Source organism: Streptomyces inhibens, assembly GCF_022221585.1.
In the GTDB taxonomy this organism is placed as follows: Bacteria; Actinomycetota; Actinomycetes; order Streptomycetales; family Streptomycetaceae; genus Streptomyces; species Streptomyces inhibens.
In genome coordinates, this window is the sequence record NZ_CP084681.1 from 5,683,826 (window position 1) to 5,696,993 (window position 13,168).

General features: G+C 72.9%; 12 protein-coding genes. 4 read left to right on the forward strand and 8 right to left on the reverse strand.

The window, feature by feature from the left end; translation table 11 throughout:
• Positions 1-80: 80 nt before the first annotated feature.
• From cseC to KI385_RS25935, 5 genes are all read right to left on the reverse strand, one after another.
• Complete coding sequence (gene cseC, locus KI385_RS25915) at positions 81-1,382, reverse strand: two-component system sensor histidine kinase CseC (RefSeq protein ID WP_238574573.1); 1,302 nt, start codon at positions 1,380-1,382, stop codon at positions 81-83.
• 8 nt (positions 1,383-1,390) lie between these two features.
• A complete protein-coding gene (gene cseB / locus KI385_RS25920) occupies positions 1,391-2,101 on the reverse strand; it encodes a two-component system response regulator CseB (RefSeq protein WP_238574574.1) in 711 nt (236 codons plus the stop codon).
• A 9-nt stretch (positions 2,102-2,110) separates the two neighbouring features.
• A complete protein-coding gene (locus KI385_RS25925) occupies positions 2,111-2,749 on the reverse strand; it encodes a hypothetical protein (RefSeq protein ID WP_238574575.1) in 639 nt (212 codons plus the stop codon).
• A 232-nt stretch (positions 2,750-2,981) separates the two neighbouring features.
• Positions 2,982-3,587: a SigE family RNA polymerase sigma factor gene (locus tag KI385_RS25930; RefSeq protein WP_425357095.1), complete on the reverse strand. Its 606-nt coding sequence runs from the start codon at positions 3,585-3,587 to the stop codon at positions 2,982-2,984.
• Positions 3,588-3,939: 352 nt separating this feature from the next.
• Entirely contained in the window at positions 3,940-4,899 is a 960-nt protein-coding gene (locus tag KI385_RS25935) for an HhH-GPD family protein (protein ID WP_238574576.1), read from the reverse strand.
• Positions 4,900-5,078: 179 nt separating this feature from the next.
• On the opposite strand from KI385_RS25935, the gene KI385_RS25940 reads away from it, so the two are divergent.
• Positions 5,079-5,615 carry a pyridoxamine 5'-phosphate oxidase family protein gene (locus tag KI385_RS25940; protein ID WP_238574577.1) on the forward strand — a complete coding sequence of 179 codons (537 nt, stop codon included), beginning with the start codon at positions 5,079-5,081 and terminating at the stop codon, positions 5,613-5,615.
• A 48-nt stretch (positions 5,616-5,663) separates the two neighbouring features.
• On the opposite strand, the gene KI385_RS25945 is transcribed toward KI385_RS25940, so the two are convergent.
• Positions 5,664-6,248 (reverse strand): phosphatase PAP2 family protein, encoded by a 585-nt coding sequence (locus KI385_RS25945; protein WP_238574578.1) that lies wholly within the window; start codon positions 6,246-6,248, stop codon positions 5,664-5,666.
• A 232-nt stretch (positions 6,249-6,480) separates the two neighbouring features.
• Here KI385_RS25945 and KI385_RS25950 point away from each other — a divergent pair, with 232 nt between their 5' ends.
• Positions 6,481-7,281 carry a hypothetical protein gene (locus KI385_RS25950; protein WP_238574579.1) on the forward strand — a complete coding sequence of 267 codons (801 nt, stop codon included), beginning with the start codon at positions 6,481-6,483 and terminating at the stop codon, positions 7,279-7,281.
• Positions 7,282-7,410: 129 nt separating this feature from the next.
• Complete coding sequence (locus tag KI385_RS25955) at positions 7,411-8,394, forward strand: NAD-dependent epimerase/dehydratase family protein (protein WP_238574580.1); 984 nt, start codon at positions 7,411-7,413, stop codon at positions 8,392-8,394.
• A gap of 108 nt (positions 8,395-8,502) precedes the next feature.
• Here the strand turns inward: KI385_RS25955 and disA are convergent, their stop codons facing one another.
• Together disA and radA are read right to left on the reverse strand one after the other, a co-directional pair.
• Positions 8,503-9,627 carry a DNA integrity scanning diadenylate cyclase DisA gene (disA, locus tag KI385_RS25960; RefSeq protein ID WP_128511465.1) on the reverse strand — a complete coding sequence of 375 codons (1,125 nt, stop codon included), beginning with the start codon at positions 9,625-9,627 and terminating at the stop codon, positions 8,503-8,505.
• Positions 9,628-9,751: 124 nt separating this feature from the next.
• Positions 9,752-11,164, reverse strand: a complete 1,413-nt coding sequence (gene radA, locus KI385_RS25965) for a DNA repair protein RadA (RefSeq protein ID WP_238574581.1) — start codon at positions 11,162-11,164, stop codon at positions 9,752-9,754.
• 225 nt (positions 11,165-11,389) lie between these two features.
• Between radA and KI385_RS25970 the strand changes: the two genes are divergently transcribed.
• The gene (locus tag KI385_RS25970; protein ID WP_238574582.1) at positions 11,390-13,144 is read left to right on the forward strand and encodes a BACON domain-containing protein; all 1,755 of its coding nucleotides are present in this window, start codon (positions 11,390-11,392) and stop codon (positions 13,142-13,144) included.
• The last annotated feature ends 24 nt before the right edge of the window (positions 13,145-13,168 follow it).

Consider the following 13,168-nt stretch of genomic DNA (forward strand, 5'->3'; position numbering starts at 1 on the left):
CCGGCGCATCTGCCGGGGGCCGCTCGTCGTGTGCCGCTCGTCGTGTACCGGGCGGGCAGTGTCGCCGCCCCCGTCAGCGGTCAGCGGTCGGGGAGATGGATGACCGGGAAGCTGCCGGTGTTGGTCGGGGCGTTCTCCGGGAGCCAGAGGAGCGAGACCGCGCCGGTCGAGCCGTCGGTGAGTTCATCGGCGTTACGGAAGGTGAGGCGGGCGCCGAGCACCCGCGCCTGGCCGGCCGCGATGGTCAGGCCCAGGCCGTGACCGCGGCCGGCGCGGTCGCTGCTGCCGGTGCGGAAGCGGCTCGGGCCCTCGCGCAGCAGCGCCTCCGGGAAGCCCACACCGTGGTCGCGGACCCGCAGCACCCGGCCCTCGACGGTGACCTCGATCGGCGGCTTGCCGTGCCGGGCGGCGTTGGCGATGAGGTTGCCGAGGATCCGCTCCAGACGGCGCGGATCGGTGGTGACCTCGGCATCGCGTACGACGTCGATGGTGATCTCCGGGTCCAGGGCGCGTACCCGGCGGGCGACGAACTCGCCGAGCGCCACGTCCTGCAACTCGGCGCGCTCCGCATGACCGTCGAGCCGGGCCACCTCCAGTACGTCCTCGACGAGGGTGCGCAGCGCCTGCGCCCGGTCGCGGACCAGCTCGGAGGGGCGGCCCGGCGGCAGCAGCTCGGCGGCGGTCAGCAGACCGGTGACCGGGGTGCGCAGCTCGTGCGCGATATCGGCGGTGACCCGGCGCTCGGCCTCGATGCGCTCCTGGAGGGCGTCCGACATGGCGTCCACCGCCCAGGCCAGATCGTCGGTCTCGTCGCGCACCCGGCCGCCGACCTCGTCGCGGATACGGACCGAGGTGTCGCCGTCGGCGAGCTTGCCCGCCGCCGCGGCCGCCTTGCGCAGCCGCTTGGACAGCCCCCCGCCGACCAGCACCCCCAGCGCGCAGCCGCCGACCACGACCGCGGTCGAGCCGATGACCAGCGCCTGGTCCAGATCGTCGAGGACGGCGAAGCGGTCGGGGAAGCGGTCGTGGACGGACAGCACCCGGCCGTTGCTGAGCGGCGAGGCCGCCCACACCTCGGGTGCGGTCTCCCCGGTGTCCTGAAGGTAGGTGGCGCGCTCGCCCTCGGCGACCTCTTTGCGCAGCGCCGGCGGCAGCGCCGGATCGTCGATCTTCGCGCCGAACTGCAGCCGGTTGGTGGACTCGAAGATCTTCTGCGTGAAGTTGAGCCGCTCGACCTGCACATCCCGGCTGTTGTCGAGCATGGAGTGGCGGGCGGCGTTGTGCACGACAAGGCTCAGCGCGACCGCGACCAGCGCTCCGACAAGCGCGATCGCGGCGCTGAGCTTCCATCTCAGCCCCGTCCGCAGGGCCAGCCTGACCACCGGAGGTGTCAGCCTCTCAGCTTGTATCCGAAGCCGCGGACCGTCTCGATCCGGTCCTGGCCGATCTTGCCGCGCAACCGCTGGACATGGACGTCCACCACCCGGGTGTCACCACCCCAGCCGTAGTCCCACACCCGCTCCAGCAGCCGGTCGCGCGAGAGGACCGTACCCGGTGCGTTGGAGAACTCCAGCAGCAGCCGCATCTCGGTGGGCGTCAGCGCGACATTCGTGCCGCCCTTGCGCACCTCCATGCCCTCGGTGTCGACCTCGAGATCGCCGAAGCGCAGCAGCGGATCGGAGGGATCGTCCTCCGCCGCCGCGGCGGGCCTGGCGCCTTCCGGGCCGCTGGCGTGGCCGAAGCGGCGCAGTACGGCACGGATCCGGGCGACCAGCACCGCACCGTCGAACGGCTTGGTGACATAGTCGTCGGCGCCGGCCTCCAGGCCGAGCACCACATCGATGGAGTCGGCGCGCGCGGAGAGCATGATCACGGGGACCGTCGACTCATCGCGGATCCGGCGGCAGAGGCTGACGCCGTCCAGCCCCGGCACCATCACATCGAGCAGCGCGATGTCGGGACGGTTGGCGCGGAACGCCTCCAGGCCCGCGAGCCCGTCGGGCATCGCGGTGACCACGAAGCCGTCCCGCTCCAGTGCGAGCTGGGTGGCCTCGCGGATGACGTCGTCGTCCTCGACGAAGAGCACATGGGTCTCGGCCATGCGGTTCTCTCAATCCTCCGATCCCGTGCCGTCGGTCGGCTTGGGGCCGTCGACGGTGGTCTTGCTGTAGTCGGTGTGATAGCTGTCGTACTGGGTGAAGTGACCGCTCCTCCAACGGTAGGTCAGCACGTCCTCACCGGAAGGGCAGCACACCTTGTCGCCGGTGGCATAGGTCTGCTTGGAGACCTCCAGCTCGCCCTTGTTGACCCCGGCGTAGACCGACGGCTGCTCGTTGGCGTACACGTTGTCATACCCGTGCTTCGCACCGCTGCGCTTGCGATAGACGTAACTGCCGATCCCCACGGAATCCGCGCAGGTCATGACGTTGACGATGACATCGGGGGACTTGCTGCCGGTCAGCGACGCATAGGTCACCTCGACCGGGTACTCGTCGGCGGCGCAGGGCTTGTAGAGGGACTTCTTCACATCCGCGCCGACCTTGGGATCGTCCTTCATCAGCTGGACGGCGTCGATCTTCTTGTAGCCGGCGGTCGAGGTGGGGCTGGGCGCGTTGCTCACCGCGCCCTTGGGCGCGGGGGTGCTGCTGGCCGAGCCCTCGCTGCGCACGCCCTCGCCCCCCGGATTGCATCCGGCCAGCAAAAGGCCGACGGCGGCCACTCCTGCCGTGGCTGCGCCGCCTTTGGTCAACCCGGACCTGGTCAACCTGTTCCTGGACAATCCGCTCCCGCTCACCGTGCTGCTCGCACAGCTGCCGATCCCGCTGCTGTTCCTGATGTGATTGTCGCGCGTCGAGCTGTGAGCCGTAGGGCGCCTGCGGGCGTGACCGCACTCACATGCAAGTCAGCCACATGCGATGCCGCCGCACGTAATGCCGCGCTGTGCGTCGTCCCGCTCCGCGCCGGGTGCCGTGGGCCGCGGGTCAGGCCGCGCACCGCTCCCGCTCCCGCTCGCCACGCTCCAGCATCCGGGCGTCGATGTCACGCATCTGCAGCTCCTGCCGCAGCCGGGCCAGTGCGCGGTGCAGCGTGCTCTTGACGGTACCCGTGGACATGCCGAGCGCCGCCGCGGTCTCCTCGGTGCTCATCTGCTCCCAGTGTCGCAGCACGACGACGCTGCGCTGCTTGGGCGCCAGCACTCCGAGGATGTCCATCAGGAGGGCACGGTCGGCGCGCTGCTCGGTGCCGTCGTCCACGCTCGCGTCCGGGAGCTGCTCGGTCGGCACCTCCTCCAGCTTGCGGGCCCGCCACCACTCCGTCCGCGTGTTGATCATGACGCGGCGGAGGTAGGCGTCGGCCAGCGACTTGTCCGCGATGCCGTCCCAGCGGCCGTACGTGCGGACCAGAGCCGTCTGCAGCAGGTCCTGGGCGTCGACCGGGTCGGGTACCAGACGCCGGGCGCTGCGCAGCAGTGCCTCCTGCCGCGTACGCACGTACTCTTCGAAGTCCAGTACCTTGCCGCCGCTGGTCGCCATTTCGACGCCTCCGATCCGCTTGCGATTCCCCACGTTGACCGTGCTGGCGGTCATCTCCAGCACGAGGAAGACGCTACGGAGGGGGTGTTGCGGCGCAATGTGCGTCGGCCCCACAGCGAGTGCACGGAAAACCCTCGGTTGTGTAACAGCCCGCCGGGGGTCATACCTCGGACGTACGACGGGGTTACGCGCGTCATACTCCGGGGGGAGAAGCACCCCTACCTGAAGGCCTATTGGGCGTTTCGAGGTGGCAGCCGGGGGTGGGAGGGGCGGTATTCGGTCGCATAGGGACGCTTTTCGGCCGGAGTCGGGAGCGGGCCGCCGGCGCGGCCTCGCTCTGTGACGGCTGTGCGTAAGGGCTGGGTATGCGAACGCGAGGGCTGCATATACGTAGGTGACAGCGGCCTCACGTCAGTGGCAGGCGGTAGCGGCCGCCGCCCAGTGGCTCCACCAGGCCGTCCGAGACCAGGCCGTCCAGCGCCCGGGCCCGCTGCACCGGCTCGTCCCACACCGCGTCCAGTGCCACCTGCGGCACCGGCGAGACCGCCTCGCGCAGTACGGCCAGCAGCTTGCCGCGCACCTGCCGGTCGGTACCGGCGTACGCCTGGGTGCGCCGCGGCGGACCGTCGTGTGCCGGGGACCCGGCCTGCCGCCAGGCGCACTGCGCGGCGATCGGGCAGCGTCCGCACTCCGGGGTGCGCGCCGTGCACAGCAGCGCGCCCAACTCCATGGTGGCGGCCGCCCAACGCGCCGCCAGCTTTTCGTCCTCGGGCAGCAACTGGCGGGCGAGCTTGCGCTCCGCCGCGGTGGTGGCGTTCGGCGGGTACTGGCGGCCGGCCACCGCGCGGGCGAACACCCGGCGCACATTGGTGTCCAGCACCGCGTGCCGCTGCCCGTACGCGAAGGACGCCACCGCCGCGGCGGTGTACTCGCCCACACCGGGCAGCGCCAGCAACTGGCCGTGCTCGCGCGGTACGTCACCGCCGTGCCGCTCCTGTATGGCGGACGCGGCGGCATGCAGGCGCAGCGCGCGCCGTGGATAGCCGAGCCGGCCCCAGGCCCGCACCGCCTCGCCCGGCGCCTCGGCGGCCAGGTCGGCGGGGCGCGGCCAGCGGGCCAGCCACTGCTCGTACACCGGCAGCACTCTGCTGACCGGGGTCTGCTGCAGCATGAACTCGCTCACCATCACACCCCAGGCGCCCGCCTCGGGGCGGCGCCAGGGCAGATCGCGGGCGTGCTCGTCGAACCAGGCGGTGACCGGAGCGTGGAGCGCGGTCCCGTCTGCGGTCCCCGCGGCCGGAGCGGCGGCGGGGGCGGTGTCGGCGGCGGCGGTCGGGGCAGCGGTGGTGACAGGCGTCGAAGTCATGGCACTGCCGATCCTGGCACGTCCAGGGGCACCCGGGAAACGTACCGGGCCCGCCCCGCCGCGCGCCCACCCGCACGCAGGACGGCGGGGACGCACGGGTGGCGGCTACCGGCGGTACGCGGCGGCCCTGGAGGCGGGCCGATGCGCCGGCGCCGGCCGCGGCGGGCGAGGATGCGGTCATGGCGGAGACAAGCGGTACCGAAGACACGGATGCGGCGGGCGTGGCGGACGCGGACGGTGCGCTCTGCCCGGAGGCGATCCGGCGGGCGCTGGCCGGGCATACGACGATGACGCTGGCGTATGTGGACGAGGACGGACCGCAGGCGTGCGCCGTGCTGTACGCGACCGACGCGGCGGAGCCCGGCGCGGCGGCCGGCGCCGGGCCCGCGCTGTACTTCGTCACCGCGACCACCACCCGGCACGGCCGGGCCCTCGCCGAGCCCGGCGCGCGGGTCGCGTTCACGGCGCAGCGGGACGGCCAGGAGTGGAGCGGGCTGACGGGGCTTCAGGGCCGGGGCGGCTGCCGCACCCTGACCGGGGACGAGCGGGCGGCCGGCTGGCGGATCTACACCGAGCGCTTCCCCTTCGTCGCGGCGGACGACCGGCTCCGCGCCGCCCTGGAGCGGACCGCGCTGTGGGAGCTGCGCCCCGACTGGCTGCGGCTGATCGACAACGGGCAGGGCTTCGGCCACAAGGAGGAGTGGCGCTCGGTGTAGATCCGCCGGCCGGCCGGACCGTGAGCCGGGCCCTGTCGCGACAAGGCCCTATGCCTCGACCAGCACCCGCCACCGCCCGGCCCGCATCCGCAGCACCAGGCCGGTCACCGGGCGGCCGAGCAGCGCCGCGCAGAGTGCCGCCACCGCCGCCCCCAGCGCGAGGCCGGCCGCCACATCGTGCGGATAGTGGACGCCGATGAACACCCGGGAGAGGCCGGTCAGCAGGGCGACCGGCAGCGCCGGCCACAGCGCGGCCCGCCAGGCGACGGCGATACCGACGGCCAGCGCCGCGGCGATCGTCGAGTGGTTGCTGGGGAAGGACCAGTCGCCTTCGGGCGGGCACGCCGCGATCGAGGCGGCCGCCCCCGCCACCGCCCGGCACGGCCGCTCCTCGTCCACCACGCTCTTGACGAGCTCACTCAGGACGTAGGCGACGGCGGTGGCTATCGGCACCAGCACGGCGAGCGCGACTTGGTGCGCCGTACCGCTGCGGGCCCGCCACCACCCGAGCACCGCCACGGCCATCAGAAGCAGGATCCCGCCCTCGGTGCCGATGTCGGCCAGGGTGCGGAGCCAGTGGGGAGCGTCGTACGCCGCGTCGGTGAGTTCACGGTAAAGATCGGTGCTGTTCATGATCATCAACCGTACGGACCGTCCCGGCCGCACCACATCCGACGAACGCCAGGGGGCGGAACTGACGAAAGTAAGGTCGGAGGGGAGCAGACCCGGCCCTAACGGGGCATCAGGCCCGTTACGGCGGGAAACGTGGCCGCGAAGCCGTCTCCGGGCCGATCATGGGAAAAGTTGCAGCCTGATGCGGCGGGTAGTGGCCGGTGTGGCTACCGATCTCTCGTAGAGTTTCCGCGTGGGATCACTGCGCAATCCGATCGGGCCGCTCCCCTCCTCCATCTACTGGCGGCGGAGGGCCGTTGCGCTGGCCGTCGTCGTACTGCTCGCCCTCCTGGTCGTGTGGGCCCTCAACTGGGGCGGGGACGGCGCCAAGAGCAGCGACGAGGGCAAGGGGTCGAACGGGTCGGGACCCGCCACCTCCATCACGCCCGGGCCGTCCGGCACCGGACCGGCGGTCAGTCAAAAGCCGGGCGGGCGCGATGAGTCGGACGCCGGCGGGGAATCCGGATCGGACTCCGGTTCCGGCGGCGGCTCGGGTTCTTCGGGCGGCAGCGGCGGTTCCGGCGGCAGCGGTGGCGGTGGGCCGATCGGCCAGGGCTCCGGCAAGAACGCCGTGGTGGCCGCCCCCTCGCTCCCCAACTGCACATCCGACGGTGCCGAGTTGGTCCTGCGCAGCGTCAAGAGCTCCTACGCGCCGGGCGTGAAGCCGAAGTTCGAGCTGACGGTCAAGAACTCGGCCGGCGCGGCCTGCAAGGTGGACCTCGGCCAGAAGGCCGCGGTGCTCACCATCACCGACACCGCGGGCGACGACCCGGTGTGGGCCTCGAACGACTGCCCGTCGGGCACCGCGCCGGCGCTGCTGAAGGTGCCGGCCAAGGCTTCCGTGCAGCGCATCGTCGAATGGGACCGACGGGCCAGCGGCCCGCAGTGCGCGACGCCGAGCTCGGCCGTGGTGCCGGCCGGCAAGTATCTGATCGAGGCCAAGGTGCCGGGCCTGACCACGGCCCGTACGTCCTTCGTCCTCGCCAAGCACTGAGCGCACGGGCGGCGGATACGCCTGCCGAGCCCTCCCGGAGGGTCGGCCTCCATTAGTTCCGCCCGTAGGGAATCCGCTGAGAGCGTGCACCGCTGGCCCCGGCCACCACCGTCCGGCACAGTCGCCGTCATGAAGCTATTGATGCTGGGTGGTACGGAGTTCGTGGGCCGCGCGGTCACCGAGGCGGCGCTGGCGCGGGGTTGGCAGGTGACGGTGTTCCATCGCGGGAACCACGCGCCCCCGGAGGGCGCGACGGCGCTGCACGGCGACCGTACGGACGCCGAGGGGCTCGCGGTGCTGGAGCAGGGTGAGTGGGACGCCGTCGTCGACACCTGGACCGGTGCGCCGTCAGCGGTGCGCGACAGCGCGCGGCTGCTGGCCGGCCGGGCCGGGACATATGCGTACATCTCCAGCCGGTCGGTGTACGAGTACCCGGCGGCGTACGGGATCGACGAGGAGGGCCCGCTGGTGGCGGGTTCCGCCGACGACACGGAGTGGGCGGACTACGCGGCGGCCAAGCGGGGCGGTGAGCTGGCCGCGATCGACGCCTTCGGGGACCGGGCGCTGCTGGTCCGCGCCGGGCTGATCCTCGGGCCGTACGAGAACATCGGGCGGCTGCCGTGGTGGCTGGGCCGGATCGCCCGCGGTGGCCCGGTCCTCGCACCGGGCCCGCGCGAGCTGGCGCTGCAGTACGTCGACGCCCGTGACCTGGCGGAGTGGACGCTGGACGCGGTGCAGGCCGGGCTCGGCGGGGCGTACAACCTGCTGAGCGAGGCCGGGCACGCGACGATGGGCGATCTGCTGGAGAGCTGTGTGAAGGTCACCGGCTCGGACGCGGAGCTGCGCTGGACCGCACCGGAGGACGTACTCGCCGCCGGTATCGAGCCGTGGACCGAATTGCCGATCTGGCTGGCGCCCGGCGAGATGCGGGACGCGTTCTACGGCGCCGATGTCTCCAAGGCGGTGGCGGCGGGGCTGCGGTGCCGCCCGGTCGCCGAAACCGTCGCCGACACATGGGCCTGGCTGCGGACCATCGGCGGAGTGGCGCCCCAGCGCCCGGACCGGCCGGTGGTGGGGCTGGCGGCGGACAAGGAGGCGGCGGCGTTGGGGTAAAGCGTCGGCGGCCGCCGTCGTGAACACCGCCGGACCCTCGCCGCGGTGGGCGAGGGTCCGGCGGGAAGACCGATACCGGTCACCACCGCGTACGGCGGCACCCCGTCGTCAGACGTACCGCTCCAAGATCGACGACTCCGCCAGCCGCGACAGTCCCTCGCGGACCGAGCGGGCGCGGGCCTCGCCGACGCCGTCGACCGCCTGGAGGTCGTCGACGCTGGCCGCGAGCAGCTTCTGGAGGCCGCCGAAGTGGTCGACGAGGCGGTCGATGACCGTGCCCGGCAGCCGGGGGACCTTCGCCAGCAGCCGGAAGCCGCGCGGCGAGACCGCGGAGTCCAGCGTCTCGGGTGCCCCGCTGTAGCCCAACGCGCGGGCCACGATGGGGAGTTCGAGGAGTTCGGTGTGGCTGAGCGCGTCCAGCTCGGCGAGCGCCTCGGCGACCGTACGGGAGCGCTTGGCGGTCGGCTCGGGGACATAGTCGCGGACGACCAGCTCGCGTTCCGGCTCGACGCCGGCGATCAGTTCCTCCAGCTGGAGGGTGAGCAGCCGGCCGTCCGTGCCGAGTTCGACGACGTACTCGGCGATCTCGGTGGCGATCCGGCGGACCATCTCCAGCCGCTGGGCGACAGCGGTGACATCGCGGACCGTCACCAAGTCCTCGATCTCCAGGGCGGAGAGGGTGCCGGCGACCTCGTCCAGGCGGAGCTTGTAGCGCTCCAGGGTGGCCAGCGCCTGATTGGCACGGGAGAGGATCGCGGCCGACTCCTCCAGGACGCGGCGCTCGCCGTCGACGTACAGCGCGATCAGCCGCATGGACTGGCTGACCGAGACGACGGGGAAACCGGCCTGGATCGAGACGCGCTGAGCGGTGCGGTGGCGGGTGCCGGTCTCCTCCGTGGGGATGGAGGCGTCCGGGACCAGCTGCACACCGGCCCGCAGGATCTTGGTGATGTCCTTGTCGAGCACCAGGGCGCCGTCGAGCTTGCACAGCTCGCGCAGCCGGGTCGCGGTGAACTCGACATCGAGGACGAAACCGCCGGTACACATGGACTCGACGGTCTTGTCGAAGCCCAGCACTATCAGTCCGCCCGTATTGCCGCGGAGGATGCGCTCGAGTCCGTCGCGCAGGGCCGTACCGGGCGCGACGGCGCTCAGCGAGGCGCGCATCAGGCTCTCGGTACCGGATCCCCCACCGGACCTGCCGGCAGTCGATGCCCGGTCGTTGGCTGCCACTGCACTCCTCCGTCGCAAGGTCTGTCGGTCCGCAGGCCGCCCGGTCCATGCTGTGTTGACGTACCAGCGGAGCGTACGTGGCCGACAGGCAATTCTGCGGTGACGGGCGAGACCAGGGCAAAGTCTACCGGCGTGCGCCCTCTTCCTGTGGGGCCTCCCGCCGCACCCGCTTGGGCAGGACGCTCAGCGCCGCCCCGACGTCGGCGACTTCCAGCACCCGCATTCCGTCGGGGATCTTGCCGGGGTCGGAGGGGACCAGGGCGTGCGTGAAGCCGAGCCGGGCCGCCTCGGACAGTCGGCGCTGGACGCCGGTGACCCGTCTGACCTCGCCCGCGAGCCCCACCTCGCCGATGGCGACCAGATTCTTCGGCAGCGGGGTGTCGCTCGCCGCACTGGCCAGCGCGAGGGCCACGGCGAGGTCCGCGGCGGGCTCGGTCAGCTTCACACCGCCGACCGTCGCGCTGTAGATGTCGCGTTTGCCCAGGGCGCTGATCCGGCCGCGCTGCTCCAGGACGGCGAGCATCATCGAGACCCGGGAGGTCTCCAGGCCGGAGGTCGTACGCCGGGGGGAGGGGATCTGGGAGTCGACGGTCAGCGCCTGGACCTCGGCGACCAGCGGGCGGCGGCCCTCCAGCGTCACGGTCAGACACGTACCGGGCACCGGCTCGGCGCGACGGGTCAAGAACAGGCCCGAGGGGTCGGCGAGGCCGATGATGCCTTCGTCGTGCAGCTCGAAGCAGCCGACCTCGTCGGTGGTGCCGTAGCGGTTCTTCACGCCGCGTACGAGCCGGAGGCGGGCATGGCGGTCGCCCTCGAAGTGCAGGACGACATCGACGAGATGCTCCAGCAGGCGCGGCCCGGCGATCGCACCGTCCTTGGTGACATGGCCGACCAGGAGCGTGGACATACCGCGCTCCTTGGAGGCGCGGATCAGGGCGCCGGCCACCTCACGGACCTGGGCCATCCCGCCGGGCGCACCGTCGATCTCGGGGGAGGCGACGGTCTGCACCGAGTCCAGGATCAGCAGCGACGGCTTGACCGTGTCCAGATGACCGAGCACGGCGGACAGATCGGTTTCGGCCGCCAGATACAGATGGTCGTCGATGGCGCCGATGCGGTCGGCGCGCAGCCGCACCTGGCTCGCGGACTCCTCGCCCGTGACATACAGCGTGCGGTGATCGTCCGAGGCGGCCTTGGCGGCGACGTCCAGGAGGAGGGTGGACTTGCCGACGCCGGGCTCGCCCGCCAGCAGCGCGACCGCGCCGGGCACCAGCCCGCCGCCCAGGACGCGGTCCAGCTCGGGCACGCCGGTCGAGCGGGCGGCGGCCTGCCTGCCGTCGACCTGGCCGATGGGCACCGCGGCGGTGGTGACCCGGCCGGGCGCGGTCGTGCGCACCGCGGGGGCGCCGCCGAACTCCTCGACCGTGCCCCACGCCTGGCACTCGGGGCAGCGGCCGAGCCACTTCGCGGTGGTCCAGCCGCATTCGGTGCAGCGATAGGAGGGGCGCTCCTTGGCCGACGATTTTCGGGTTGCCATGAGGTCACCGTATCGGCGGGGTCTGACAACGCTCCCTCCGCGCTCGTGAGGAGCAGGGGGCCCGCAGCGCCGCCGGTTGCGCCGACAGGGTGGCGTACGCGGAGCGTGCCCCGGCCGCAATGGCCGATTCGTGTCCTCTTTTGAGGGAGAAGGTCACCCGTAAGGGTTAAAAGTGTCCAAGGCGAGCAGGCCTGGCTGCATCATCCGCCTACCGTCGCCGGGGTGATGAGCAGCAGGCCCGAGCACCCCACGCACTCCACCGGCGCACACCGGTCGCGCGGCGACGCCCATCGCCGGAGCCGGCCACAGCCCTCCGAACGCCCCGACCAGCCCGCCGCGGACGAGCGCTGCGACGGCTACGAGCCCTATCTGGACGGGCTGTTCACCTACTGCCTGTCCGTCCTGTGCGAGCACGACACGGCGACCGCGGTGCTCGGCGAGATGCTCGCGCTCGCCGAGCGGCACCGGAACCGGCGCCCCGCCGACCCGGCGCTGTACCGCTCCTGGCTCTACGCCCTGGCCCGCTGGGCCTGTCTGGGCCGGCTCGCCGAGCGGACCGGGCCGGCCGCCAAGAAACCGGCCGCCAAGAAACCGGCGACCAAGAAACCGGCCACCAAAGCAGCCGCCCGCGACGCCGAGCGCCGGCAGCGGGAACTCGCCGCGCTGGCCTGGCCGGAGGCCGCCGGCACCACCCCCGAGCAGCGCGAGGCGCTGGAGCTGTCGGTGCGCCATCAGCTCTCGGCCGACGAGGTCGCCGCGGTGCTCGGCGCCGACCCGATCGCCACCCGCGCGCTGCTGGCCACCGCGTCCTGCGAGGTCGAACGGACCCGGGCGGCGCTGGCCGTCGTCGAGTCCGGCCGATGTCGCGATGTCGCGCAGCTGGCGGGCGACACCCAGATGCTGCTGGGCGCGGCGCTGAGCCGGGAGCTGGTGCGCCATGTCGACGACTGCGCCGAGTGCCGGCGGACCGCCGAGCGGGCCACCGCGCCGGGGCCGTGGCCGGGTACCGCGCCGGTGGCCCGGGGCGCGCTGCCGCTGGTCACCGCGGAGCGGGAGGCCGTGCTCGGCGCGTTGGCGGCGGCCCGGCGTGCCCGGTCGGGACGCGGTGGCCGGTCGAGTGGGGCAAACGGTTCTCCTCGCTACGACCGCAGCGGTTTCCCCGTAGGACCCACGGACCGGGCCGCCCGTCGCCGCAGGCTGCGCAGCCGGGCGCTGACGACCGCCGTGGTCGCCACGGTGGTGGCGGCGCCGGTGCTGGCCCTGTGGGCGGCCTACCGCGGCGCCCCCGCCACCGGCGAGGCGGCGGACGCCTCGCCCTCGGTGACGGCCAGCGAAACGGAGGCCGGGGCGCGGCTGGCCGGCCGCCCGTACGAGAACGCCGGAAACGCCAGGACGACGCCCGAGCCCGCCTTCTCCGCAGGTCACGGCACGCCCGATGTGTCGGTCGAGGTGATCGGCGCGGACGGTACCCCGCTGCGGCCGGGCGACCGCAAGGCGTGGGGCCCCGGCCGGCTGACGGTCGCCGCGTGGCCGAGCGGCGGGACGACACTCATCACGATCAACGCCTCGGGCGACACACCGGTGCGCTGGTCCGCGTCGGCGGGCGCGTCCTGGCTGCAGATGAGCCATACGGCGGGCTATCTGCGGCCGGGGCAGTCCACGACGATCACGGTCTATGTCGATCACGACCGGGAGCCCGGGGGCCACTGGCAGGCCAGGGTCGCCATCGAGCCCGGCGGCACCGCCGTCACGATGGAGGGCTACGGCGCGAGTGCCCCGCACCCCGGCCCCCAGGACCCCAGGCCCACACATCCGACGCCGACCCCCGCGGACCCGACGCCGACCCCCACACCGACGCCGACGCCCACCCCCACGGCTCCGACCCCGACCCCGACGCCGACTCCCACACCGACCGACACCGCCCCGAGCGGCACCACACCCGTCTCGAAGCCGTCGAACACGACCCACCCCGCCCGCTGAGCGCAGCCGACACCACCGGGGCCG

Bases quoted from the DNA above. Each gene is read 5' to 3' on its own strand.
- cseB (WP_238574574.1), bottom strand. From the start codon at position 2,101: ATGGCCGAGACCCATGTGCTCTTCGTCGAGGACGACGACGTCATCCGC.
- KI385_RS25930 (WP_425357095.1), bottom strand. From the start codon at position 3,587: ATGACCGCCAGCACGGTCAACGTGGGGAATCGCAAGCGGATCGGAGGC.
- KI385_RS25935 (WP_238574576.1), bottom strand. From the start codon at position 4,899: ATGACTTCGACGCCTGTCACCACCGCTGCCCCGACCGCCGCCGCCGAC.
- KI385_RS25940 (WP_238574577.1), top strand. From the start codon at position 5,079: ATGGCGGAGACAAGCGGTACCGAAGACACGGATGCGGCGGGCGTGGCG.
- KI385_RS25945 (WP_238574578.1), bottom strand. From the start codon at position 6,248: ATGAACAGCACCGATCTTTACCGTGAACTCACCGACGCGGCGTACGAC.
- KI385_RS25955 (WP_238574580.1), top strand. From the start codon at position 7,411: ATGAAGCTATTGATGCTGGGTGGTACGGAGTTCGTGGGCCGCGCGGTC.
- radA (WP_238574581.1), bottom strand. From the start codon at position 11,164: ATGGCAACCCGAAAATCGTCGGCCAAGGAGCGCCCCTCCTATCGCTGC.
- KI385_RS25970 (WP_238574582.1), top strand. From the start codon at position 11,390: ATGAGCAGCAGGCCCGAGCACCCCACGCACTCCACCGGCGCACACCGG.